Source organism: Streptomyces sp. NPDC005438 (assembly GCF_040606315.1).
GTDB lineage: Bacteria > Actinomycetota > Actinomycetes > Streptomycetales > Streptomycetaceae > Streptomyces.
The window spans coordinates 224,868-249,302 of sequence record NZ_JBEXEP010000003.1 but is presented as its reverse complement, the minus strand read 5'-3'; the positions used below and the strand labels follow the sequence as shown (position 1 = coordinate 249,302).

The following is a 24,435-nucleotide window of genomic DNA, read 5'->3' as shown; positions in this document are numbered from 1 at the left end:
TCACTTGAGGAAGTCCGGCACATCCAGCTCCTCGGCCGGGCTGTCCTGGTACGGACGGGCCGGAGGCACGTGGGGAGTGCTGGAGGGGGTGGCCGGCTTCTCGGCCACCGGCGCGGGCTCGGGCTCGGCCGGCGGCTCCTCCTCACGGGTGGGGAGGCTGCCCAGACCGCCGTAGGAAGGGCGCTCGGTCTCCTCGGTGGCCGAGGAACGGGTGGTCGAACTCCCGCCCTCGTCCTTGGAGTAGGAGCCGAGCACCTTGTCGCGGCTCTTGGAGGGGGGCTGTCCACCGTCGAAGCCGGCGGCGATGACCGTGACCCGTACCTCGTCGCCCAGGGCGTCGTCGATCACCGCGCCGAAGATGATGTTCGCCTCCGGGTGCGCGGCCTCGCTGACCAGCTGGGCGGCCTCGTTGATCTCGAACAGGCCGAGGTCGGAACCGCCCGAGATGGACAGCAGCACTCCCCGGGCACCGTCGATGGAGGCTTCCAGCAGTGGCGAGGAGATGGCCATCTCGGCCGCCGCCACCGCTCTGTCGTCCCCCCGGGCCGAACCGATCCCCATCAGGGCCGAACCAGCCTCCGACATCACGGACTTGACGTCCGCGAAGTCCAGGTTGATCAGGCCGGGGGTGGTGATGAGGTCGGTGATGCCCTGGACACCCGACAGCAGCACCTGGTCGGCCGACTTGAAGGCGTCCAGCACACTGACCTGGCGGTCGGAGATGGACAGCAGACGGTCGTTGGGGATGACGATGAGGGTGTCCACCTCGTCCCGCAGGCCGGCGATGCCGTCCTCCGCCTGGTTGGCGCGACGGCGCCCCTCGAAGGTGAAGGGGCGGGTGACCACACCGATGGTGAGGGCGCCCAGCGAGCGGGCGATGTTGGCGACCACGGGTGCGCCGCCGGTGCCGGTACCACCACCCTCGCCCGCGGTCACGAAGACCATGTCGGCCCCCTTGAGGACCTCCTCGATCTCCTCGCGGTGGTCCTCGGCGGCCTTCCTCCCCACGTCGGGGTTGGCTCCCGCGCCAAGGCCACGGGTGAGTTCACGGCCTACGTCGAGCTTGACATCTGCGTCGCTCATCAACAGGGCCTGCGCATCAGTGTTGATCGCGATGAACTCGACGCCCTTGAGACCGACCTCGATCATCCTGTTGATGGCGTTGACGCCGCCGCCGCCGATTCCGACGACCTTGATGACTGCGAGGTAGTTCTGCGGTGCTGCCACGTCGAAGGCCTCTCGCCTCGAGTTACGTATCCCTGTGGGGCGGTTCGTTCGCCACCCCAAACCCTAACGGTGAAGTTTAGGGTCACCAGTGCCCGTTCTTCCTTTGATTCTTCGCAAGGACACTAAGGCGGCGAACAGTGGGTGTTCAACGAACACGCCGAACCTCCCGTTTTTCCTTTCACCCTATGTGATCAGGCACGAGGGTGGTCATCCAGGGTGCTGGCCTGCACGTACGTGCGTCAACTCCCTGATGAGGCGGGGGCGCTGGGCACGCTGACGTCGAAGTGACGGGCCTTCGGGGTGGCCTTGCGCAAAGCGGCCAGGGCGACGGCCTTCGCTCTGGGCCGCTCGGAACTTCCCCACCGCACCGTGACCCCGCCGGACAACTCCAGGGAAATATCGTCGAAGGAGCGCACCACCACGGTCCGGGCCCGCCCTGAAACGGAATCAGGCAGGGTGGAGGCCACCCGTACCGCCTCCCGTCGCAGCCCGGCGGCACCGTAGTGCCGGAGACTGACCTCGCGGGGCTCCATACGAAGAAGCGGAACGCCCCGCACCGGCTTGTCCCGGTGGCCGTAGCGCACGCCCTCGGCGTCCACCTCGGTGTAGCGCTCCCCGGAGCGGGTGAGCAACTCCGGTGTGCGCTCGGTGACCTTGAGCCCCACCCCGTGCGGCCAGGCACGGACCACCTCGGCCTCCCTCAGCCGGGGCAGGGCCTTCCTGAGCCGCCTCTCGATGGCGCCCTTGTCCAGGGAGGCCATCGGCGTACCCAACGGCACCCGGGCCTCCTCGCGGACCTGGGCCTCGGTGAGTACGCGGGTGCCGTCCACCCCGACCTTCTCCACCCGCAACAGGTCGGAGACGTACAGCGCCCAGACACCTCCCCCGGACAGGAGTACGGCCAGGGCGAGGAGCAGCACCAGCAGCCGCAGCCTTCGCGAACGTCGGCTCGGCCGGGGTCGGCCCCGGAAGAGGCGGCGGGGAGGGCGCCCCGGCCCGGGGCCGTCCTCCGGCCGGGGTGACGTCGGTTCGTCCTGGTCGACCACACGTCCGGGACCCGATGACCGGCTCACTGTCCGCCTGCTCCTCTCACGCCCCCGGGCGTGCCGCGATCGCCTCGTGGACCATGTCGACCAACAGTTCGTCGGCGTCCCGCCGACCGAACTCGGCCGCCGCGCGCGACATCTCGACCAGCCGGTGCGGGTCGGTGAGCACGGGGAGCACCTGGGACCTGACCCAGTCCTCGGTCAGCTCCGCGTCGTCCACCAGCAGTCCGCCGCCGGCCTTGACCACCGGCTGGGCGTTGAGCCGCTGCTCACCGTTGCCGATCGGCAGCGGCACGTAGGCCGCCGGCAGTCCGACCGCCGACAGTTCGGCCACGGTCATCGCCCCGGCGCGGCAGAGCATCATGTCCGCCGCCGCGTAGGCGAGGTCCATCCGGTCGACATACGGTAGCGGCACATAGGGCGGCATACCCGGCATGTGCTCGACGTGTGGCAGTTCGTTCCTCGGGCCGACCGCGTGCAGCACCTGGACGCCGGAGCGGCGCAGGTGCGGAATCACCTGCTGCACCACCTCGTTGAGTCGCCGCGCACCCTGCGAACCGCCGGCCACCAGCAGGGTGGACAGCCCGGCGTCCAGGCCGAAGGCGGCGCGGGCCTCGGCCCGGCTGGCCTGCCGGTCCAGGGTGGCGATGGAGCGGCGCAGCGGGATGCCGACGTAGCGGGCGTGGCGCAGCTTGCTGTCGGGGGTGGAGACGGCGACGAACCGGGTGTACCGGGAGCCGATCTTGTTGGCCAGGCCGGGGCGGGCGTTGGCCTCGTGCACCACGATGGGGATGCCCAGCCGCTTGGCGGCCAGGTAGCCGGGCAGTGCGACGTAGCCGCCGAAGCCCACCACGCAGTCGGCCTTGGCCCGTTCCAGGATCTGCTCGGCCTCCTTGATGGTGTGGCGCAACCGGCCGGGGACCGTGATGAGTTCGGGAGTGGGTTTGCGCGGCAGCGGCACGGCCGGGATCAGCTCCAGGTCGTAGCCGCGTTCCGGGACCAGCCGGGTCTCCAACCCGCGCTGGGTGCCCAGTGCGGTGATCCCCACGGAGGGGTCCCGTCTGCGCAGGGCGTCCGCCAGGGCGAGCGCCGGCTCGACGTGACCGGCGGAGCCACCACCGGCGAGTACCACATGCACCGAAATTCACCGCTCTCCGTACGGCCGCCTCCCGGCGGTCCGTCGCGTCGTCTTCCTTCCCGTCCCGAACCGCCTCCGGCCGAGGGTGGGTTGCCGCACGGCCAGAGCCGCCCGCACCGCGGGGTCCTGACGGGCGAAGGCGATCAGCAACCCGATGGCGAACATCGTGGGCAGCAGTGCCGACCCTCCGTAGGAGAACAGCGGCAGGGGTACGCCGGCGATGGGCAGCAGGCCCAGTACGGCGCCGATGTTGACGACCGCCTGGACGGTGATCCAGGTGGTGACCCCTCCCGCGGCGTATCTGACGAAGGGTTGCTCCGTACGTCCGGCCACGCGGATACCCGCATAGCCTAGAGCGGCGAACAGGGCCAACACCGACAGCGTCCCCGACAGGCCCAGTTCCTCACCGGTCACGGCGAAGATGAAGTCGGTGTGGGGTTCGGGTAGTTGACCCCATTTCTCCACGCTGGCGCCCAGCCCGGAGCCGAACCAGCCGCCGGAGGCCAGGGCGTAGGTGCCGTGCACGGCCTGCCAGCAACTGTCGCTGGGGCCGGGGTCGGTGGCGCCGAGGCAGGAGAGCCGGGCCATGCGGTTGGGGTTGGTGCGGATGAGGATGAGGGCGAGTACGGCGGCGATGCCCAGGACCGTGGCGAACATCCGGGTGGGGGCGCCGGCCAGCCACAGCAGCCCGAACACGATGGCGGTCAGGATGATGGCGGTGCCCATGTCGCCGCCCAGCATGATCAGCCCCAGCAGCAGCATGGCGGCCGGTACCAGGGGGACCAGCATGTGCTTCCACTGGGTCAGCAGGTTCCTCTCGCCCTTGCGGGCCAGCAGGTCGGCACCCCACAGCACCAGGGCGAGCTTGCCGAACTCGCTGGGCTGGAGCTGGAAGGGGCCACCGAGGGAGAGCCAGTTCTGGTTGCCGTTGATCTCCTGGCCGATGCCGGGGACCTGGACCAGCGCCATCAGGAAGACCGAGCCGATCAGCAGGGGGTAGGACAGGGCGCGGTGCAGGGCGATGGGCATTCTGGTGGCCGCCCACAGCAGCAGTGCTCCCAGTACGGCGGCCACCAGCTGCTTGCGGAAGTAGTGGGTGGAGGACAGCCCGGACTGGAGTGCCTGGATCTGGGAGGCGGAGAAGACCATCACCAGACCGAGCACGGTGATCAGCGCGCTGCCGCCGAGGATGAGGTAGTAGGCGGTCAGCGGCCGGTCCCAGGCCCGGCGCAGTCGCCGGCCCAGCCGTCCCACCGGTCCCAGGTCCCTGGGGGGTCGGGCGGAGGGGGCGGTGGGGCGCTGTAGGCGCGGTGAGCGCTGCGGGCGCGTACGCCGGGCCTCGCGGTCGGGCCGCGGGGCGTTGGTCGCCGATCGAGGCATCGTTCCCCTCCACTCCGCGCGGTGCTCGCCGGGATCGGTGGGTTACCGCTCCTCGTCGGTCCGGTGGGAGTCGGCGGTCGGTTCCGGCTGGTCGGCCAGTTCGCCGACCGCCGCCACGAACGCCTCGCCGCGCTTGTTGTAGTTGGCGAACATGTCCATGGAGGCACATGCCGGTGCCAGCAGCACCGTATCGCCGGGTCGGGCCAGCCGGGCCGCCTCCCTCACGGCCTCGGCCATCGCCTTAGTGTCGGTGCGGTCCAGATCCACCACGGGTACCTCGGGCGCGTGTCGCTCCAGCGCTTCGCGAATCAGCGCCCGGTCGGCGCCGATCAGCACCGCTCCGCGCAGCCGGGCGGCGGCGCCCCGGACCAGGTCGTCGAAGGTGGCGCCCTTGGCCAGTCCGCCGGCGATCCACACGATGGGGTCGTACGCCGCCAGTGACGCCTCGGTGGCGTGGGTGTTGGTGGCCTTGGAGTCGTCCACGTAGGTCACCCCGGCGACGGTGTCGACCTCGGCGATCCGGTGGGCGTCGGGGCGGAAGGCCCGCAGCCCGTCCCGTACCGCCTGGGGCGGCACCCCGAAGGCCCGGGCGAGGGCGGCGGCGGCCAGGGCGTTGGCGATGTTGTGCGGGGCCGGGGGGTGGATGTCGCCGACCTCGGCCAGCTCCTGCGCCTGGTGCTGGCGGTCGGGGACGAAGGCCCGGTCGACCAGGATGCCGTCCACCAGGCCGAGTTGGGACAGGCCGGGGCTGCCGAGGGTGAAGCCGATGGCACGGCAGCCCTCCACCACGTCGGCCCGGCGCACCAGTTCCTCGGTGGCGGGGTCGGCGAGGTTGTAGACGCAGGCGACCTGGTTGCCCTCGTAGACCCGGCCCTTGTCGGCGGCGTACGCCTCCATGGAGCCGTGCCAGTCGAGGTGGTCGGGCGCGAGGTTGAGCACCGCGCCGCAGTGGGCGCGCACGCTGGGCGCCCAGTGCAGCTGGTAGCTGGACAGTTCGACCGCGAGGACGTCCAGGTCGTCGTACGGGGGCTGGCCGGCGACCACGTCGACCAGGGACACCCCGATGTTGCCCACCGCGTGGGTGCGCAGTCCGGCCGCCCGGAGGATCTCGGCCAGCATCCGCACCGTGGTGGTCTTGCCGTTGGTACCGGTGACCGCGAGCCAGGGCGGCGCCCCGGGACGGCGGAGCCGCCAGGCCAGTTCGACGTCTCCCCAGACCGGTACCCCGGCCTGTTCGGCGGCCTGGAACAGGGCGCTGTCGGGCCGGAAACCCGGTGTGGTGACGACCAGTTGGGCGCCGTCGGGCAGCTGGCGGTCGTCGCCCAGCCGTACGGTCGCCCCCGCCTTCTCCAGGGGCGTGGCCTGGTCCCGGGCGGCGGGGGTGTCGGAGCCGTTGACCACGGTCACCTCGGCGCCGAGGTCCAGCAGGGCCCGGGCGGCCGGCACCCCGGACACCCCGAGTCCGGCCACGGTGACCCGGAGGCCGGCCAGGTGGGCGGCGGTCTCCTCGTACGAGGGCTGCTCGTGCGGGGACCGCTCGTGCGCGGTGGGCGTGGAGTCGGTCACTTCGCCGCCGCCCAGGCGCCGTAGAACAGGCCGATGCCGACGATGGCGCAGACACCCTGGATGATCCAGAAGCGGACCACCACCAACACCTCGCTCCAGCCCTTCAGTTCGAAGTGGTGCTGGAGGGGGGCCATCTTGAACACGCGCTTGCCGGTCAGCCGGAACGAGCCGACCTGGATCACCACGGACATGGTGATCAGCACGAACAGTCCGCCGAGGACCGCGAGGAGCAGCTCGGTGCGGGAGACGATGGCCAGACCGGCCAGGGCGCCGCCCAGGGCCAGCGAGCCGGTGTCCCCCATGAAGATCTTGGCCGGCGAGGTGTTCCACCACAGGAAGCCGAAGCAGGCGCCCATCAGTGCGGCGGCCACCACCGCCAGGTCGAGGGGTTCGCGTACCTCGTAGCAGCCGGGGCCGGCGGTGAGCCGGTTGGCGCAGGACTCCTGGTACTGCCAGACGCAGATGAAGGTGTAGGCGCCGAAGACCATCACCGAGGCGCCGGTGGCCAGTCCGTCCAGGCCGTCGGTGAGGTTCACGCCGTTGGACATGGCCAGGATCATGAACAGTGCCCAGACCACGAACAGCACCGGCCCGAGCGACCAGCCGAAGTCCTGGGTGAAGGACAGCTTGTCGGAGGCGGGCGTCTGGCCCCTGGCGTCGGGGAAGTTGAGCGCCAGGACGGCGAAGGTGACACCGACGATCAGCTGGCCGGCCATCTTGGCCTTGGCCCTGAGGCCGAGGCTGCGCTGCTTGACGATCTTGATGTAGTCGTCGAGGAAGCCCACCACGCCCATGCCGGCGAACAGCAGGAGCACCAGCACGCCGGAGAACGACAGTTCGCTGCCGGTGAGGAGCTTGGTCAGCAGGTAGGCCAGGATCGTGGCCAGGATGAACGCGATGCCGCCCATGGTCGGGGTACCGCGCTTGCTGTGGTGGTTACGGGGACCGTCGTCCCGGATGAACTGCCCGTAGCCCTTCTTGGCGAGCAGCTTGATGAGCAACGGGGTACCGATCAGCGACAGGAACATGCCGATGACCCCGGAGAAGAGGATCTGTCTCATCGGGGCTGGCCCTCGCCCTCAAGAAGTTCCAGCGCCACCCGTTCCAGGCCCACTGACCGGGAGGCCTTCACCAGTACGACATCCCCCGGGCGCACCTGCGCTCGCAACAGTTCGATCGCCGTCTCCGTGTCGGACACGTGCACCGACTCCTCACCCCACGAACCCTCGTTCTTGGCGCCCATGTCCAGCCAGGCGGCTTCCTGGCCGCCGACCGCCACGAGCTTGCTGACGTTGAGCCGGACGGCGAGCCGCCCAACCGCGTCGTGCTCGGCGAGCGCTTCCTCGCCCAGCTCCGCCATCTCGCCCAGTACCGCCCAGGTACGCCGACCTCGCCCATCCCCCCGGTCCGAGTGCTGACCGCCGATGGCGACCAGAGCGCGCAGCGCCGCCCGTACGGAGTCGGGGTTGGCGTTGTAGGCGTCGTTGATCACGGTGACGCCGTCCGCGCGCTCGGTGACCTCCATCCGCCAGCGGGAGAGTGTGCCCGCCTCGGAGAGCGCCGTGGCGACAGCCTCGGTGGGCATACCCAACTCATGGGCTACGGCCGCCGCGGCGAGCGCGTTCGACACGTGGTGCTCACCGTACAACCGCATCGTCACGTCGCCGCACCCGGCCGGTGTGCGAAGGGTGAAGGCAGGTTGTCCTTGCTCGGTGAGCCGGACATTCTCGGCACGTACGTCGGCCTGGGGCGACTCACCGAACAGCAACACCCGGGCCCGGGTGCGGGACTCCATGGCCCGCACCAGGGGGTCGTCGGCGTTGAGGACGGCCACCCCGCCCTCCTCGGCCGGTGGCAGCGCCTCCACCAACTCGCCCTTGGCCTGGGCGATCCGGTCCTGGCCGCCGAACTCGCCCACGTGCGCGGTGCCCACGTTGAGGACCAGCCCGATGCGGGGCGGGGTCAGTTCGGCGAGGTAGCGGATGTGGCCCACACCCCGGGCGCCCATCTCCAGCACCAGGTGCCGGGTGTCGGCGTCCGCCCGCAGCGCGGTCAGCGGCAGGCCGATCTCGTTGTTGAGGGAGCCGGGGGTCCACACCGTGGGGGCCCACCGCTCCAGCAGCTGGGCGATCAGGTCCTTGGTGCTGGTCTTGCCCGAGGAGCCGGTCAGCGCCACCACATGGGTGCCCAGCTTCCGCACCACGTGGCGGGCCAGCGCGCCGAGGGCCCGTTCCACGTCGGGCACCAGGACGGCCGGCGCCTCCACCGGGCGGGTGGCGAGTACGGCCACCGCCCCGGACTCCACGGCGGACCGGGCGAAGCGGTGCCCGTCGACCCGCTCACCCTGGAAGGCGGCGAACAGCCCGCCCGGTGCGACCTCGCGGGAGTCGATCACCACCGGCCCGGTGACGCGGCTTCGGGGGTCGGCGTCACCGTCGAGCTTCCCCTGTACGACGTCGGCGATCTCGGCGAGTGTGAGAGGCAGCATCAGTCCTGGTCGTCCCTGGGGTGTGCGGGGAGGTGGCGGGGGGCGCGCTTGATGGCCTCGCGCAGTTCCACCCGGTCGTCGAAGGGCCGGACCACGCCGGCCAGGTCCTGTCCCAACTCGTGGCCCTTGCCCAACACCAGTACGGTGTCGCCGGGTTCGGCCCGGGACACCGCCGAGGCGATGGCCGAGGCCCGGTCCTCCTCCACCAGCACGGTGCCGCGCTCGTGGGTGGGGACCTCGGCGGCACCGGCCAGCATGGTGGCCAAGATGGCGAGCGGGTCCTCGGTGCGGGGGTTGTCGGAGGTGAGCACCGCGGTGTCGGCGAGCCGCGCCAGGGCGGCGCCCATCGCGGTGCGCTTGTGCGGGTCGCGGTCCCCTCCGCAGCCGAGTACGGCGTGGATCTTGCCGTCGGTGACCTTGCGCACCGCGTACAGCACCGACTCCACGGCGTCCGGCTTGTGGGCGTAGTCGACCACGGCCAGGTAGTCCTGGCCGGCGTCCACCCGCTCCAGCCGGCCGGGCACCCCGGGGACCGAGGCGACACCGTCGGCGGCGGTCTGCGGGTCGATGCCCGCCACCACCAGGGCGGTGATCGCGCCCAGGGCGTTGGCCACGTTGAACGGTCCGGGCAGGGGGGCGGCGGCGCGTACCCGTTGGCCGTCGGGCCCGACGGCGGTGAAGGTCGACCCCAGCCGGCCCACCTCGACGTCCTCGGCCCGCCAGTGGGCGTCCGGGTGGCCCTCGGCGGAGAAGGTGGTGACCGGTACCTCGGACTCGCTGATGAGCCGGAACCCGTACTCGTCGTCGAAGTTGACCACGCCGAGGCGGGAGCGGGCGGTGGTGAACAGCTGGCTCTTGGCCCGGAAGTAGTCCTCCATGTCCGGGTGGAAGTCCAGGTGTTCGGGGCTGAGGTTGTTGAACACCGCGATGTCGAAGACGCATCCGTCGACCCGGCCGAGCACCAGGGCGTGGCTGGAGACCTCCATGGCCACCGCCCGCACCCCGCGCTCCCGCATCACGGCGAACAGCGCCTGGAGTTCGGTGGCCTCGGGGGTGGTGCGCTCGGACTTGATGCGCTGGTCACCGACCCGGGACTCCACGGTGCCGATCAGACCGGTCCTGGCCTCCGCCGGCAGCTGGTCGTCCCCGTCGGTGAGCTTCTTGTCGCCCTCCCGGGCGGCCTGCCGCAGTCCGCCCTCGACCAGGTAGGCGGTGGTGGTCTTGCCGGAGGTGCCGGTGATGCCGATCTGGAGCAGGTCGGTCCCGGGTTCGCCGTAGATGGTGGCGGCCAGGGCCCCCATCCGGCCTCGGGGGTCGGGCACGCTGAGCACCGGCAGCCCGGTGGAGGCGGCCCGTTCGGCGCCCGAGGGGTCGGTGAGCACGGCGACCGCGCCGAGGTCGGCGGCCTGCGCGGCGAAGTCGGCGCCATGGAAGCGCGCGCCGGGCAGGGCCGCGTAGACGTCACCGGGGCGCACCGCACGGGAGTCGTGGGTGATGCCGGTGGCCTCGGCGTCGGTGTCGGGCGCCTGGGCGCCCAGTTGCTCGGCGAGGGTCCGTACGGACACCGGGCTCAGCCGTTCGGGCCTCGGCGGGCCCGGGGGGAGGGCCGCGGACACCGGGGAGTTCCCCCGGTCGGGGCGCTCGGAGGAGTGGGGATCAGCTTGTGGCACGGCGGTGAGCGTACCGGGCGTACCGCCCGGGTCGCTAAGTGAGGGTGACGAGGGTGATGCGGAACCGGTCGCCTCCTGGGGCGCTGGCTGGTCATCGGCTGTGTAGGGGTTCACGAGGTGCTCCGGTGGTCGGGCTTCTGGCGGGCCCTGGGGGCTGTGGAGGCGGGGTCGGGTCCGGGACCGTGGGTGCCGGACCACGGCTCACCGCTTCGGCTTGGCGAGGACCGGCAGCTTGGCCGGTTTGGCTCCGGTGGGGGCGATCTGCAGGGTCTTGAGGGAGAACTTCATGACCTGCTTGTAGACCGGTCCGCAGACGTCGCTGCCGAAGTAGCTGCCCTTCTTGGGGTTCTGTACGGCGCAGTAGACGGTCACGCGGGGCTTGTCCGCCGGGGCGAAGCCGGCGAAGGAGGAGGTGTAGCCCCGGTAGCTGCCGGTCTCGGGGTCGACGCGGTTGGCGGTGCCGGTCTTTCCGGCCACCCGGTAGCCGGGGATCTTGGCGGTGGTGCCGGTGCCCTCCATGTCGTCGACCACCGACTCCAGCATCCGGGCCAGGGTGCGGGCGGTCTTCCCGCTCACCACCCGCTTCCTGTCCGGTTCCTCGGCGGGGGTGTACTGCCCGTCCGCGCCGGTGGTGCCGCGCACCAGGGAGGGCTGGATACGGGTCCCCCCGTTGGCGATCGTGGAGTAGACCGAGGCGGCCTGTACGGCGTTGAGGGAGAGCCCCTGGCCGAAGGGGATCGTGTACTGCTGGCTGGCCGACCAGTCCTCGGGCTTGGCCAGCAGCCCCTGGGTCTCCCCCGGGAAGCCCAGCCCGCTGGGCTTCCCCACCCCGAAGCGGCTGAGGTACCGGTACAGCACGCGGTTGCTGCGTGACTGGTCCTTGGCCAACTGCTCGGTGGCCAGGATGGTGCCGATGTTGCTGGACTTGGCCAGCACCCCGTTGAGGGTGAGGTGCCAGGTGGGGTGGTCCACGTCGTCGGCGAAGGCCCGGTCGGCCCGGTGGAGCCGGTTGGGGATGGTGACGGCGGTCTCCGGGGTGGCCTTGCCCTCCTCCAGTACGGCCGCCATGGAGACCAGCTTGCTGGTGGAGCCCGGCTCGTAGGCGTCCTCCAGGGCGGGGTTGGACAGGGCGGCGCCCCGCGCGCCGGTCAGGTCCTCCGGGTCGAAGCCGGGGGCGTTCGCCATGGCCAGCAGTTGCCCGGTACGGGTGTCCTGCACGATCACGTAGCCACGGTCCGCCTTCGACTTGCGTACCTGCTCGGTGATCGCCTTCTGCGCCGACCACTGGATGTCCCGGTCGAGGGTCAGCTCCACGTCCGTGCCGGGCTGGGCCGGCTGCTCCCGCACCCCGGCGGTGGGGACCTGCCGGCCCCCGGACTGGGCGTAGGTGACCTTGCCGTTCCGGCCGGCCAGCTCCTTGTCGAGCAGGGACTCTATGCCGCCGGCCCCCTTGCCCTCGGAGTTGACGAACCCCAGTACGGCGGCGGCCAGTTGGCTGTTGGGGTAGACCCGCTTGGGGTGCTTCTCCTGGTAGACCCCGGCCAGTACGTTGACCTCGCTGGGGCGCGGGCCCGACCCCTTCTTCCCCGTGCTGGCGGCCTCCGCCGCGGCCTGCTTGTCGGCCAGGGTCCGCTTCAGGTCCTTGATCTGCCGCCAGGCCTGCGGGGTGCGCTGCTTGGCCAGCACCACGTAACGGGTCTTCTTCCGGGACAGCTTGGCCGCCAGTTCCTTGCGCGGTTCCCCGAGGATCGGCGCCAGCAGGGCGGCGGCCCGCTTCGGGGCGTCGCCGATGTCGGTCTGCTCCCGGGTGAACAGCAGCGGGTCGGCGGTGATGTCGTAGGCGTCCACGGTGGTGGCCAGGGCGGTGCCGGAACGGTCGGTGACCGTGCCCCGCTCGGCGGCCAGCGGCACCGTGATCTGCTGGTTGACGGTGGCCTTGTCGGCCAGCGAGTCGGCGTCCACCGCCTGCACCTGGAGCAGCCGGGCCACGAACAGCAGCATCACCATGCCCAACGCCAGCCCCACCAGCCGGAGTCGGGGCCGGGGGCTGGCCAGCCGCAGGGTGGCCGCGCGGGGGCGGCGCGGAGGTCGCCCCCCGGTACCGCCACCACGGCGGACCGCCCTGGCGGGCCGTCGTCCGGGGGCCGGTCGACCGGTTCGGCCGGGGCGCTCGGCGCCCCCACCCTCGTACCGTCCCTGGCGGGAGCCACCGGAGCGGTCCGCTCCTCCCTGGCCGCGCGGGCGGCGGCCCACCGGGGGCCGTCCGCCGTCCGCGCCACGGTCACCACCCCGGGGCCGTCCCCCCGGCTCACGCCCGCTCCGCTCCTCGCGGGCCTCCCGACTGTCACGGGCACGGGCGTCACGGTCACCGCCCCGGGAGCGCCCCCCTCCCGCGCCGCTCCCCCGGGAGCCTCGGCGGTCCGAGGGGTCGCCCCGCCCGGCGCGCTGGGGTCGGGGCACCCGACGGCGTTCGGGGTCGCGCTCGCTCAAGGCTTCTCCTTCTCTTCCTCGGGCTCCTTGGGCGCTTTCGGTTCCTCGGGGGCCGGCGACGCGCTGCCTCGCACCCTGCCGTCGGGGAACAGGAAGGCGGGGTCACCACCGGGGACCAGACCCAGTTCGCGGGCCCGGCGCTCCAGTGCGTCGGGGGCGGACTTGCGGTCCACCTCCTCCTGGAGCGCCTGCTGTTCGTCGGTCAGCTCGTTGGTCTCCTTCTCCCACTGGTCCTTCTGGAAGGACCCCTGGTTCAGGGAGGAGTTCAGCAGCAGCAGCGCCAGCAGTCCGGTGCCCATGATCAGCACCAGCAGCAGGGCGAAGGGGGTACGGGCGGCGGAGGAGGCGCCCGAGGGCACCAGCCGGGCCAGCCGCTCCTGGGCGTTCACGACCGCTCTCCGGGGTGGGCCGGCTGCACCGGGGCGGGGCTCATCCGGTGACCTCCGCCCTGACCCTCTCCACTCCGCGCAGCCGGGCGGGGGCGGCCCGCCGGTTGGCGGCGACCTCCTCCTCGTCGGCCTCCTCCGCGCCCCGGGTCAGCAGGGCCAGCCGGGGCTGGTACTCCTCGGGGACCACCGGTAGGCCGGGCGGCGCGCTGTGCTGGGCGCCGGCCGCGAACACCCGCTTGACCAGTCGGTCCTCCAGCGAGTGGTACGACAGCACGGCCATCCGTCCGCCGACCGCCAGCCGTCCCACGGCCGCCGGCACGGCCCGTTCCAGCACCGTCAGTTCGCCGTTGACCTCGATGCGCAGGGCCTGGAAGGTGCGCTTGGCCGGGTTGCCCCCGGTGCGCTTGGCGGCCTGCGGCAGGGCCTCACGGATCACCCGCACCAGCCGCTCGCTGCGGTCGAAGGGTTCCCGGGCCCGTTCGGCCACCACGGCCGACACGATCCGCTTGGCCTGCTTCTCCTCGCCGTAGGCCCGCAGGATGCGTACGAGTTCACCGGGCGGATAGGTGTTGAGGACCTCGGCGGCGCCGATGCCCCGGCTCTGGTCCATCCGCATGTCCAGGGGCGCGTCCCGGGCGTAGGCGAACCCCCTGTCCTCCTCGTCCAGTTGCATCGAGGAGACGCCCAGGTCGAACAGCACGCCCTGGACCCGGGGCAGCCCCAAGTCGTCGAGTACGGCGGGGAGTTCGTCGTAGACCGCGTGCACCGGGTCGAACCGGTCGGAGAAGGGGGCGAGCCGTTCGCCGGCGAGCTTCAGCGCCTGCGGGTCGCGGTCCAGGCCCACCAGGCGCACCCCGGGGAACCGCTCCAGCATCGCCTGGCTGTGCCCGCCCAGGCCCAGGGTGCAGTCGACGACCACGGCTCCGGGCTGTTCCAGGGCGGGAGCGAGCAGATCCAGACAGCGCCCCAACATCACCGGCTGGTGCCGGTCGTCCACCGGACGGTCTGCGCTCATCTCGTGCCCCCGCGCTCTTCTTTCGGTACCGCCCCAGGCGGCGCCCAGGTGGCGGAGAAGCGCCCACCGCTTCAGGCGCCGGCGAGCTGTGGGAGCGGCCCCAGCAGCCGTACCGGCTTGCGGATACGGGGAGTTCGGGAGTCCGAGGGAGCGTGAGGCGACGCCTCCCACTTCGCGTCACTTTAGTTCACTCGTCCCCTTGGTCAACCAACCACCGAGGCGCGACTCGCCGGCCCTGGACGGGCCGGCCGCCCCACGGCCGCCACCCCGGATGGCCGGATCACCACGGTTACCGCGCGACAACTGTCCGGGAGGCGCTCCCTCCCGTCTCCCGTCCGGGCGGTCACCCACCGGTATGGGCTAGCTCACATCGGTGACACTGTCCCGTTTCGCCCGACCTCACCTCACGACGGACGCGGTCACACGGAGTACCTTCTGTGACATGTCGATATCCGCGCCCCAGCCGCTGCCCTCCCCGTCCGACAGCGACCGTCGGCACGAGGGCACCACGACGGACCGCCTGGTCAACGCCAACGCCCGGTACGCCCAGACCTTCGTCGACCCGGCCATAGACGCCCGGCCCCGACTGAAGGTCGCCGTGGTCGCCTGCATGGACGCCCGTATCGACCTGCACGAGGCCCTCGGCCTGGAGCTGGGCGACTGCCACACCATCCGTAACGCGGGCGGAGTGGTCACCGACGACATCATCCGCTCCCTGACCATCAGCCAACGCGCTCTGGGCACCCGCTCGATCGTACTGATCCACCACACCGGCTGCGGGCTGCTCGACCTCACCGAGGAGTTCCGCCACGAGCTGGAGCTGGAGGTGGGACAGCGCCCCTCCTGGGCGGTGGAGGCGTTCAGGGACCTGGACCAGGACGTCCGCCAGTCCATCGAGCGGGTCCGTACCTCCCCGTTCCTCCTCCACACCAACGACGTACGGGGGTTCGTCTTCGACGTGACCACCGGACTACTCAGAGAGATCGATCCGCGGAACACCACGGAACGGTGACGTAAGGCCCTCCGGCCATGAACAATGCACGTGAGACCACACGGCTGGTTTCCGTGCACACTTCGGGTGGGTGCCCGCGTGTCCCGACGAGTGGGACAGGCGGTCACCCACCCGGCAGAACAGGCCGAGGAGGGCCGGGTGACGACCTATGAGGAACGAGCGAAGCTCAGCGATCTCAGCGAGACCGCGGATCGGGTGCGGCGCTCGATGGAGCGCGTCATCGAGGGCAAACCCGAGGCCGTACGGCTGTCGCTCACGGTGTTGCTCGCCGAGGGCCACCTGCTGATCGAGGACGTGCCCGGAGTCGGCAAGACCATGCTCGCCAAGGCGCTCGCCCGCTCGGTGGACTGTTCGGTACGCCGCATCCAGTTCACCCCCGACCTGCTGCCCTCGGACATCACCGGAGTCAGCGTCTACGACCAGCACAGCCGCGAGTTCGAGTTCAAGCCCGGCGCCATCTTCGCCCAGATCGTGCTCGGCGACGAGATCAACCGCGCCTCCCCCAAGACCCAGTCCGCGCTGCTGGAGTCCATGGAGGAACGCCAGGTCACCATCGACGGCCAGACCCACCTGCTGCCGGACCCCTTCATGGTCGTGGCCACCCAGAACCCGGTGGAGATGGAGGGCACCTACCCACTGCCCGAGGCCCAGCGGGACCGCTTCATGGCCCGGGTCTCCATCGGCTACCCCAGCGTCTCCGCCGAGCTGAAGATGCTGGACGTGCACGGCGGCGCCTCCCCCCTGGACGACCTGGAGCCGGTGGCCCACGCCCACGACCTCACCAAACTGGTGGAGGCGGTACGCGCCATCCACGTCTCCGAGGCGGTACGCCGCTACGCGGTCACCCTGGTCGCCGCCACCCGCAACCATCCCGAGCTACGGCTGGGCGCCTCCCCCCGCGCCACCCTGCACCTGCTGCGCGCCTCCAAGGCCGCCGCCGCCCTGGCCGGACGGGAGTTCGCACTGCCCGACGACGTACAGGCGCTGGCCGTACCGGTGTTGGCGCACCGGCTGCTGCCGACCGCCCAGGCCCAGCTGAACCGACGCGGCGCCGAGCAGGTGGTGGACGAGATCGTGCGCCAGACCCCCCTGCCGCCGGTGTTCCCCGACGGGGCGCCGCCGCAGTACCCGGGAGGGCGGGGGCACTGATGACGGCCACGGACAGCCAGCCGAACCAGCCCCCCGGGCCTCGTCCGCGAAGCTCGTTCCGGGCCGTGCTGTCCGGGCTGACCACCCGAGGACGCTCCTTCCTCGCCGCCGGCGCCGCCTCGGCCATCTGCGCCTACGTACTGGGACAGGCCGACCTGCTGCGGGTGGGCCTGCTGCTGGCCGCCCTGCCACTGGTGTGCGCACTGGTGCTGCACCGCACCCGGGACCGGGTCACCGGCAGCCGCAGCCTCACCCCGACCCGGGTGACCGCGCACGCCGAGGCCCGGGTGGTGCTGCGGGTGGACAACATCGCGCGGCTGCCCACCGGGATGCTGCTGCTCCAGGACCAGGTGCCGTACGTGCTGGGGCCCCGGCCCCGGTTCGTACTGGACCGGGTGGAGCCCGGCGGACACCGCGAGGTGTCGTACCAGGTCCGCTCGGACATGCGCGGCCGGTACTCGCTGGGACCGCTCCAGTTGCGGCTGACCGACCCCTTCGGCATGGTCGAGCTGGCCCGCTCCTTCCAGGGGCACAGCGAGCTGACCGTGGTCCCCCACACCGAGCCGCTGCCACCGGTACGGCTGTCCGGGGAGAACTCCGGCTACGGCGAGAGCCGCCAACGCGCCCTGGCCCTGGCCGGGGACGACGACGTGATCCCCCGTGGCTACCAGCACGGGGACGACGTACGACGGGTCCACTGGCGCTCCACCGCCCGTTACGGCGAGCTGATGGTGCGCCGCGAGGAGCAGCCCCAACGCTCCAGCTGCACCGTGCTGTTGGACACCCGGGCCCACGCCCACGTGGGTGCCGGCCCCGATTCCCCCTTCGAGTGGGCGGTCTCCGCCGCCGCCTCGGTCTGCCTGCACCTGCTGGAACGGGACTACTCGGTACGGCTGGTCACCGACACCGGCGACATCGGAGGGGCCGCCCTGGGCACCTTCGCCGACGGCTCGGACACCGCCGGGCTGATCATGGACCTGCTGGCCGTGGTGCGGCACTCCGAGGAGGAGCAGCTCTCCTCCGCGTACCGGGCCCTGCGCGGTGGCGAGGACGGCGGACAGGACGGGATGCTGGTGGCGTTCCTCGGGACACTGGACCTGGAGGACGCCAGCGTGGTGGCCCGGATGCGCCGCCGCTCCGGCCGGGCGCTGGCCCTCTGCGTGGACGAGGCCTCCTGGACCGGCCAGCTCACCCCCGGCGGGGAGCCCGACGGCAGCCCCCAGCGGGCGCTGCGCGAGGCGGGCTGGCAGGTACAGCCGGTGGTCGCCGGATCCTCGATGCCCCGACTATGGCAACAGCTCGGTGGCGGCGCGCAGTTGGGCGCCGCGTCGCTGGGAGGGCACCCATGAACCCCACAGCACCCACGGCCCCGCGCACCCCGGAACGGGGGCGGGCGCGATGAGCGGACGCGCACGGATGGCCTTCTGCTCGCTGATCGCCACCCTGGCGGCGGCCTGTTCCCTGCTGCCCCTGGTCTCCCCGGCCAGCTGGCTGTTCGAGGTCGGGCTGCTGCTCTCCGCGCAGACCGTGGTGGGCGCGCTCACCCGACGGATACCGCTGGCCCGGCCGCTGACCGTACTGGTCCAGCTGCTGGTGTCGGTGATGCTGGTGACCTTCTTCTTCGCCAGGGAACAGGCCCTGTTCGGCCTGATCCCCGGGCCGAACGCCCTGGAGCAGCTCAACTGGCTGCTGGTCGAGGGCACCGACGACATCAGCCGCTTCACGGTGCCCGCCCCCACCACCACCGGTATCCGGCTGATACTGGTCGTCGGGATCCTGCTGGTCGGGCTGCTGGTGGACATGCTGGCGGTCACCTACCGCAGTGCCGCACCGGCCGGCCTGCCCCTGCTCGCGCTGTACTCGGTGGCCGCCGGCCTCTTCGAGGGCGGCGCCCGCTGGCTGTGGTTCCTCTGCGCGGCCGGGGGCTACCTGCTGTTGCTGCTGGCCGAGGGCAGGGAGCGGCTCTCCCAGTGGGGCCGGGTGTTCAGCGGCGGCCCCGATCCGCGTTACGGCTCCCACCAGCCCGGCGGGGTGGGCGGGCACGCCCGGGCCCCGGTACGCACCGGCCGCCGTATCGGCGCGCTCAGCCTGGGCATCGCCCTGGTGGTGCCGGCGACCCTGCCCTCCCTGGGCGGGGGGCTGCTGGAGGCCGCCCGCCAGGACCGGGGGTCGAACGGACAGGGCGGCACCATATCCGCGGTCAACCCGCTGGTGGCGCTCCAGGACAACCTCAACCAGTCGGACGACCGGGTCGCCCTCACCTACCGCACCACCGCCGAGAGCACCCAGGACATGTACCTGCGGATCGTCTCCCTGGACCGGTTCGACGGGGCCTCCTGGCGTCCGTCCGAGCGGCGGATCGTGGACCTGCCCAGCACCCTTCCGGCGCCCTCCGGCCTCGACCCGGATGTCTCGGCGAAGAAGGTCCGCACCTCGGTCCGCTCGGCCGACTGGTACGCGCAGAACTGGCTGCCGATGCCGTACCCGGCGGAGGCGGTCCGCACCGACGGCCGCTGGCGCTACGAGCCGGAGGGCCGCACCCTCGTGGGCGACCGGGGCCAGACCACCCGGGACGCCCAGTACGAGGTGGACAGCCTCCAGGTCCGCCCCAGTCGCGAGCAGCTGGCCGAGGCCCCCCAGCCACCGCGCCAGGTGCTGGAGGAGTACACCTCGGTGCCCGAGTCGCTGCCCTCCATCGTGGAGCGCCGGGCCCGCCAGGTGACCAGGGACGCGAACAACGACTACGAGCGGGCGGTACGCCTCCAGGACTGGTTCTCCAGCAAGGGCGGCTTCACCTACGACACCGAGGTGCGCGCCGGCAGCGGCAGCGCCGCCATCGTCAACTTCCTGGAGCAGAAGGAAGGGTTCTGCGTCCACTTCGCCTTCTCCATGGCCGCGATGTCCCGCACCCTGGGCATCCCGGCACGGGTCGCGGTGGGCTTCACTCCCGGCACCCCGCAGAGCAACGGCGGCATGGCGGTCAGCCTCAAGGACGCCCACGCCTGGCCCGAGCTGTACTTCGAGGGCGTGGGCTGGACCCGCTTCGAACCCACGCCCAGCCGGGGCAACGTGCCCTCGTACACCGTCCCCGACGAGTCGGACCAGCCCGACACCCCGGAGAGTCCGGCGCCCGACCCGGAGAACAGCGAGCAACCGGCGCCCCGTCCCTCCGCCTCCGACGACTGCACCGCGGAGCAGAAGCGTTCCGACCCCCAGTGCGGGGCGGCGGCGCCCACCCCGGACTCCGGCCAGGGTGGCGGTGGCCCGCCCTGGCAGGCGCTGACCCTGGCCTCGGCCGCGCTGTTGCTGCTGCTGGTACCGCTGTCACCGATGCTGTGGCGCTCGCGACGGAGAGCCTCCCGGCTCGCGGCCAGCCGGGACGAGACCCGGACCCCGCGCGAGCGGGTGCTGGCGGCCTGGAGTGAGGTGGTGGACTCGGCCTGGGACTTCGGGGTGGTACCGGACGCGGCCGAGACCCCCCGGGGCGCCGCCGCCCGGATCGTACGGGTCGGCGAGCTGGGTCCCTCGGCGGCCGAACGGGCGCACGCGCTGGCCCTGTTGGTGGAGCGGGCCCTCTACGCGGAGGAGGTCGGCGAGGTTCCCGACCTGACCCGGGACGTCCACCGGGTACGCGAGGAGCTGGCCGCCTCCTCCCCCCGTGGGGTACGGCTGCGGGCCAGGATGTTCCCCCGCTCCTCGGTACGAGTGCGCTGGAGGGTGGCCGACGCCCTCGGCGGTCTGCGTCAGTGGTTCCGCTCCCGCTGGACCGGGGTGCTGCGTACCCGCTCCGCCCGTTGACCCCGGGGCCGCCCCGCCGGGAGGCGGGGCGGCCCCCACGTGCGGCCCGTTCGGTGCGTGCGCCCCGACGGTTCCCCGCTCCCCCTTGGGCCCCGGCCGCTGGTGGTCACGGCGCCCCGGGCCGAGCGGGCCGGTCACCTCCACCCACCACGCGCCCCCCGACGGTCCGCCCACTGTCGCGGCTGCCGGGCTCGGGTTCCGGCAGGGGCCCCCGCTCCATCGAAGGATCACCACCACGCGCACTCCCCCGACCCGTGGGACGGCCACCACCCCCGCCAAGGACGGGCCCCCGCCTGAAGGGGGCTCCGCCCCGTCGAGTGCCGATCGCCCTGGGCGCCGTACCCCGTGACGGTCACCAGTGGTGACCCCGCCCGGGTGGCCACCGAACACGGGAGGCGCCCTGCGGGCCAAGTCCCGTAACCCCCACCGAAGAAGCACCCATCACTCCCCCACACCCCGACCCTCCATGGGACAAGCCCACCCGAAGGGCCTGGGGGTGACCCGACTCCCGCCGTTCGCCGGGTTCGGTCCCTCCGGGGCGCGGTCCGGGGTCCGCCTCGGGGCGGTGCTCCCCCGGGGGTGGGGGGGGCGTCGTCCCGACCTCGTAGCCTCGCGGCCCTCCACCGGTGGGTGGGCCGTACGAGCGGTCTGCCGCGGCCGTAGCCCCGACCAGCGGGACGATCGCGGGGCATCCCCGAGGAGGGGTAGGGCGACCGGGACCGGGCCGGGAGGCGGGTGGACGGGCTCAAGTGCCGCACCCCGGTGGGCCCGTGGGGCCCGACGACGTACGGGCGAGGGCGCGTCCCGGGAGGCGGCTACGACACCTGGAGACACCTGTGGGGCCGTCCACCGAGTGGTGGACGGCCCCACAGGTCAGGAGCTTGGCACGGCTGGGCTCCGGTGCGGCGCTAAGGACCGGGCTACTGATCGTCCCGACGACGCTGCCAGCGTTCCTCTATGCGATGCATCATCGAACGGCGCTGTGGACGTCGGGGGGAGGCGGGCCCTCCACCCTGTCCCGACGGCTCGGCCTGCTGACGCTCACCCGGTTTGGGCGCCTTACGCCATCCGGTGACCGCGAGCACCGCGCAGCCGAGCATCACCAGGAAGCCGACCACGCTGACCCAGATCATCTGCGCGACCCCGACCATCAGGAGCGCGATACCCACCAGGAAGCCCACGACCGCGAGGTAGACCCGCTTGCGGGTGTACGTGCGCAGCTCGCTTCCTTCGAGCGCCGTCGCAAACTTGGGGTCTTCTGCGTACAGCGCTCGCTCCATCTGCTCGAGCATCCGCTGCTCGTGCTCAGAGAGCGGCACGGAGTCCTCCTACTCGTCGGTCGCGGGGGCGACCGGGACGCGACCCTTCAAGAATAGGCAGGGAATCGCCCCCGTGAAACCCGCCCCTCAGCGCCAATTCCTGCCACCGAAGCCCTCTTGGTGGTGACCATTGCATTCCCTCGCCGTCAACCGCTCATGCCGGCGTGCACCTCGATCATACGGCTGTCTCGACCTCCACGAACAAGGAACGTCACCCCACCCGCGCGGGTTCCCCGACGGCTGGCACGGGCTGTGACGACAGCATGGCGCAGGGCGGTTCCCGGCCACCCTCACCGCTTCGCCCGGTCGGGTTCCCGGAGCCTGGCTCGTGGTCGGTTCAGTCCACCGAGGCCAACAGGTGCAGATGGCTCGCCAGACCGTGCAGGGAGGGGTCCTCGGCAGCCGCCTCCTCCAACTGCAACAGGGCCTCCAGGGCGTCGGACTCGGTGTCCACCATCGAGCCGGGCACCAGGTCGGCGAAGACCCGCACTCCCCGGAACGACTCCACCGTCAGCCCGCTGTCCCGCGCCAGGGTGCGCAGCCCCTCGGGGGTGAAGCGGCGGGGCAGCGGGTCACCGGCCCCCCACCTCCCGTCGGAGGACACCAGCACCTGGCGGGCCTCGGTGAAGTGGCCGGCCAGCGCCCGGGCGAGCACCGCGCCCCCGAGGCCGGCGGCCAGCAGGCTCAGGACACCCTGGGGGCGCAGAGCACCGACCGCGTTGCGGAGCCCCTCGGCGGGGTCGTCGACGTACTCCAGCACGCCGTGGCAGAGCACCACGTCGTACCCGCCCCGCTCGGCCACCTCGAACAGTCCGGCCACATCCCCCTGGATGCCCCGCACCCGCTCGGCGACATCCGCCTCGGCGGCCCGGCGCTCCAGGGCGAACAGCGCGTTGGGGCTGGGGTCCACCACGGTGACCCGGTGCCCCAGTCGGGCCACGGGAACCGCGAGGTTGCCACTGCCCCCGCCGGTGTCCAGCACCTCCAACTCCGGCCGCCCACAGGTGGCGGCACGTCGCTCCAGTGCCTGCCGCAGCACCTCCCAGACCACGGCGGTACGAAGGGAGGCGCGAGGGCGGGACATGGCGAGGCTCCTCGGGATCACAGCGACGTGGGGTGGACGTCCACCCTATTGCCTCGGCCCCGGTGGCCGCTCGCCCTGCCCATCTGCTGGTCATCCCACGGCCCGCACCCCCTCGGGCGGCTCCCACCGGCCGGTCGGCCGGGGCTGGGGTGCCCCGGTGGGGAACGGGAGGGCGCCCTGCCCGGGGACGCGGGGTGGCCGGGAGCGGGCGGGCTGGGCGGGCAGGGTGGTGAGCGCGGCCGACACGCGGGCGCCCTGCGGCTGGGAGGGACCGCCCTCCCGGGCCGGCGGGGGCACGGCGGCTGGGGGACGCTCCGACTCCCGTGGCCGTTCACCCGCCCCCGCCGGCTCCGGCTCCGCCGAGGTCGACTTGGGCAGGGGCAGGGCGAGTTGGGGCACCAGCATCCGTTCGACCAGCCGGTGGAACATCTCCGCGTCCGCCAGCAGGGCGCGGGCCTCACTCCAGGTCGCGGCGGTGCGGATACCCGCCTCGGCGCGGGCCCTGCGCTCGGCCCCGGAGGCGAACAGCGCACTCCACTCGGTCAGTTCGGGCTCGACCTCGGGCAGCACCTCCCAGACGCTGCGGATACGGCGGCGCCGCCGCTCGCTGGTCTCCGGCCGGCCACGGGCGGCCAGTACGGCGGCGGCCGAGCGCAGAGCGGCCAGATGGGCTTCGGCGTAGCACTCGTGGGGCTCCTGCTTCGCCGCGGCCTCGTCCAGTCCGGCCTGTGCCACGGCGAGCAGGTCCAGGGCGGCTGGCGGCGCAGAAGCGCGACGCACCACGGGGTGGACCTCGCTTGGGGGCCCGTACATGGCGAACCTCCTGTCGTCTGAGCGGGTGCCGAACGCGTTCTTCGACCATGTGTTCCCATACTGCCCGGCGCCACTGACAATCCGCCCCGACCTGCGGATTCGCTCCCCAGTCAGCCCAAGTGCCGCGATCCGGGCGGCAGTCGACCGCCCGGCGACACGAACGGGCTCACCCCTCCAGGTCGAGCCGCCAGTCCACGCAGCGCACGGGGTTGCCGGGTGGGTACTCGAAGTCGCACACGCCCCGCTCGGTGAACCCCAGGGAGCGGCACAGGGCCTGGGAGGCGAGGTTCTCCACCTTGGGATAGGCGTGCATCCAGCGCCGGTCGCCCTCCTCGCGCGCCCGGTCCAGCAGCAGGGCCATGGCGGACCGGGCGAGCCCCCGCCCCTGGTACTCGGCGAGGACGCCCCAGCCGGTCTCGTAGACCGGGCCGTGCCAGTCCCTCTCCCAGTACCCGACGCTGCCGACCACCTCCCCGGTCGGCAGCTCGACCGCGTACATCACGCCGGGGCCACCGCCCTCGCGGCTGGCGCGCACATAGCGGTGGTGTCGGGCGAGGAGCACCTCCTCGGACTCGGGCCCGCCCAGGTACCGCGTCATCGCGGGGGCGTTGAGCCCCCGGAGCAACGGCAGGTGCCCGTCCGTCCAGGGCACCAGGGCGATGGGGGACGCCCCTTCGTCGGGTCGCCGTCGTCCGGCCATGACTCTCTCCCTCTCCTCTGGGGCGACCTCCTGACGGGCCCGCCCCGGGGTTCCACTGTGCCGCCGCCCACTGACAGGTGCCCGGGGTCGGGCCCCTACGGCCGGACCAAGGCGGCGAGTTGGACAAGGGGGGACGGGGCGGCGTAGCTTT

18 protein-coding genes and 1 pseudogene are annotated in these 24,435 nt (G+C 72.3%); 4 read left to right on the top strand and 15 right to left on the bottom strand.

What is annotated here, in order from left to right:
* The 11 genes from ftsZ to rsmH form a co-directional block, all read right to left on the bottom strand.
* Complete coding sequence (gene ftsZ / locus ABZT14_RS09320; RefSeq protein ID WP_356298943.1) at nucleotides 1-1,227, bottom strand: cell division protein FtsZ; 1,227 nt, start codon at nucleotides 1,225-1,227, stop codon at nucleotides 1-3.
* A 239-nt stretch (nucleotides 1,228-1,466) separates the two neighbouring features.
* The gene (locus tag ABZT14_RS09315; protein ID WP_356298941.1) at nucleotides 1,467-2,300 is read right to left on the bottom strand and encodes an FtsQ-type POTRA domain-containing protein; all 834 of its coding nucleotides are present in this window, start codon (nucleotides 2,298-2,300) and stop codon (nucleotides 1,467-1,469) included.
* A gap of 16 nt (nucleotides 2,301-2,316) precedes the next feature.
* Nucleotides 2,317-3,411, bottom strand: a complete 1,095-nt coding sequence (gene murG, locus ABZT14_RS09310) for an undecaprenyldiphospho-muramoylpentapeptide beta-N-acetylglucosaminyltransferase (RefSeq protein ID WP_356298939.1) — start codon at nucleotides 3,409-3,411, stop codon at nucleotides 2,317-2,319.
* 6 nt (nucleotides 3,412-3,417) lie between these two features.
* Complete coding sequence (ftsW, locus tag ABZT14_RS09305) at nucleotides 3,418-4,791, bottom strand: putative lipid II flippase FtsW (RefSeq protein WP_356298937.1); 1,374 nt, start codon at nucleotides 4,789-4,791, stop codon at nucleotides 3,418-3,420.
* 42 nt (nucleotides 4,792-4,833) lie between these two features.
* Nucleotides 4,834-6,282, bottom strand: a complete 1,449-nt coding sequence (gene murD, locus ABZT14_RS09300; protein WP_356299339.1) for a UDP-N-acetylmuramoyl-L-alanine--D-glutamate ligase — start codon at nucleotides 6,280-6,282, stop codon at nucleotides 4,834-4,836.
* A 71-nt stretch (nucleotides 6,283-6,353) separates the two neighbouring features.
* Nucleotides 6,354-7,418 (bottom strand): phospho-N-acetylmuramoyl-pentapeptide-transferase, encoded by a 1,065-nt coding sequence (gene mraY / locus ABZT14_RS09295; protein WP_356298935.1) that lies wholly within the window; start codon nucleotides 7,416-7,418, stop codon nucleotides 6,354-6,356.
* Nucleotides 7,415-8,845, bottom strand: a complete 1,431-nt coding sequence (gene murF / locus ABZT14_RS09290) for a UDP-N-acetylmuramoyl-tripeptide--D-alanyl-D-alanine ligase (protein ID WP_356298934.1) — start codon at nucleotides 8,843-8,845, stop codon at nucleotides 7,415-7,417. The genes mraY and murF overlap by 4 nt, the downstream gene beginning before the upstream one ends.
* Nucleotides 8,845-10,515: a UDP-N-acetylmuramoyl-L-alanyl-D-glutamate--2,6-diaminopimelate ligase gene (locus tag ABZT14_RS09285; RefSeq protein WP_356298931.1), complete on the bottom strand. Its 1,671-nt coding sequence runs from the start codon at nucleotides 10,513-10,515 to the stop codon at nucleotides 8,845-8,847. Before ABZT14_RS09285 ends, murF begins: the two co-directional genes overlap by 1 nt.
* Before the next feature lie 201 nt (nucleotides 10,516-10,716).
* Entirely contained in the window at nucleotides 10,717-12,768 is a 2,052-nt protein-coding gene (locus ABZT14_RS09280; RefSeq protein ID WP_356299337.1) for a penicillin-binding protein 2, read from the bottom strand.
* A gap of 233 nt (nucleotides 12,769-13,001) precedes the next feature.
* On the bottom strand, nucleotides 13,002-13,394 hold the full coding sequence (locus ABZT14_RS09275) for a septum formation initiator family protein (protein WP_356298929.1): 393 nt from the start codon (nucleotides 13,392-13,394) through the stop codon (nucleotides 13,002-13,004).
* A 40-nt stretch (nucleotides 13,395-13,434) separates the two neighbouring features.
* Nucleotides 13,435-14,409, bottom strand: a complete 975-nt coding sequence (gene rsmH / locus ABZT14_RS09270) for a 16S rRNA (cytosine(1402)-N(4))-methyltransferase RsmH (protein ID WP_356298927.1) — start codon at nucleotides 14,407-14,409, stop codon at nucleotides 13,435-13,437.
* A 442-nt stretch (nucleotides 14,410-14,851) separates the two neighbouring features.
* Here rsmH and ABZT14_RS09265 point away from each other — a divergent pair, with 442 nt between their 5' ends.
* The 4 genes from ABZT14_RS09265 to ABZT14_RS09250 all read left to right on the top strand — a co-directional run bounded on the left by ABZT14_RS09265 (nucleotide 14,852) and on the right by ABZT14_RS09250 (nucleotide 20,368).
* Nucleotides 14,852-15,421, top strand: coding sequence for a carbonic anhydrase (locus tag ABZT14_RS09265; RefSeq protein ID WP_356298925.1), 570 nt, complete (start codon nucleotides 14,852-14,854; stop codon nucleotides 15,419-15,421).
* A gap of 138 nt (nucleotides 15,422-15,559) precedes the next feature.
* Entirely contained in the window at nucleotides 15,560-16,570 is a 1,011-nt protein-coding gene (locus ABZT14_RS09260; protein WP_356299335.1) for a MoxR family ATPase, read from the top strand.
* Nucleotides 16,570-17,919 carry a DUF58 domain-containing protein gene (locus ABZT14_RS09255; RefSeq protein ID WP_356298923.1) on the top strand — a complete coding sequence of 450 codons (1,350 nt, stop codon included), beginning with the start codon at nucleotides 16,570-16,572 and terminating at the stop codon, nucleotides 17,917-17,919. Before ABZT14_RS09260 ends, ABZT14_RS09255 begins: the two co-directional genes overlap by 1 nt.
* Before the next feature lie 49 nt (nucleotides 17,920-17,968).
* Nucleotides 17,969-20,368, top strand: a complete 2,400-nt coding sequence (locus tag ABZT14_RS09250) for a transglutaminaseTgpA domain-containing protein (protein ID WP_356298921.1) — start codon at nucleotides 17,969-17,971, stop codon at nucleotides 20,366-20,368.
* Between the two features lie 920 nt (nucleotides 20,369-21,288).
* Here ABZT14_RS09250 and ABZT14_RS09245 read toward each other — a convergent pair.
* The 4 genes and pseudogenes from ABZT14_RS09245 to ABZT14_RS09230 form a co-directional block, all read right to left on the bottom strand.
* Complete coding sequence (locus ABZT14_RS09245) at nucleotides 21,289-21,687, bottom strand: DUF3040 domain-containing protein (RefSeq protein WP_356298919.1); 399 nt, start codon at nucleotides 21,685-21,687, stop codon at nucleotides 21,289-21,291.
* 337 nt (nucleotides 21,688-22,024) lie between these two features.
* Complete coding sequence (locus tag ABZT14_RS09240; protein WP_356298917.1) at nucleotides 22,025-22,771, bottom strand: methyltransferase; 747 nt, start codon at nucleotides 22,769-22,771, stop codon at nucleotides 22,025-22,027.
* 369 nt (nucleotides 22,772-23,140) lie between these two features.
* Nucleotides 23,141-23,584 (bottom strand): annotated as a pseudogene (locus tag ABZT14_RS09235) (SAV_6107 family HEPN domain-containing protein); the annotation flags it as partial.
* Between the two features lie 166 nt (nucleotides 23,585-23,750).
* A complete protein-coding gene (locus ABZT14_RS09230; RefSeq protein WP_356298914.1) occupies nucleotides 23,751-24,284 on the bottom strand; it encodes a GNAT family N-acetyltransferase in 534 nt (177 codons plus the stop codon).
* Between the last annotated feature and the right edge of the window lie 151 nt (nucleotides 24,285-24,435).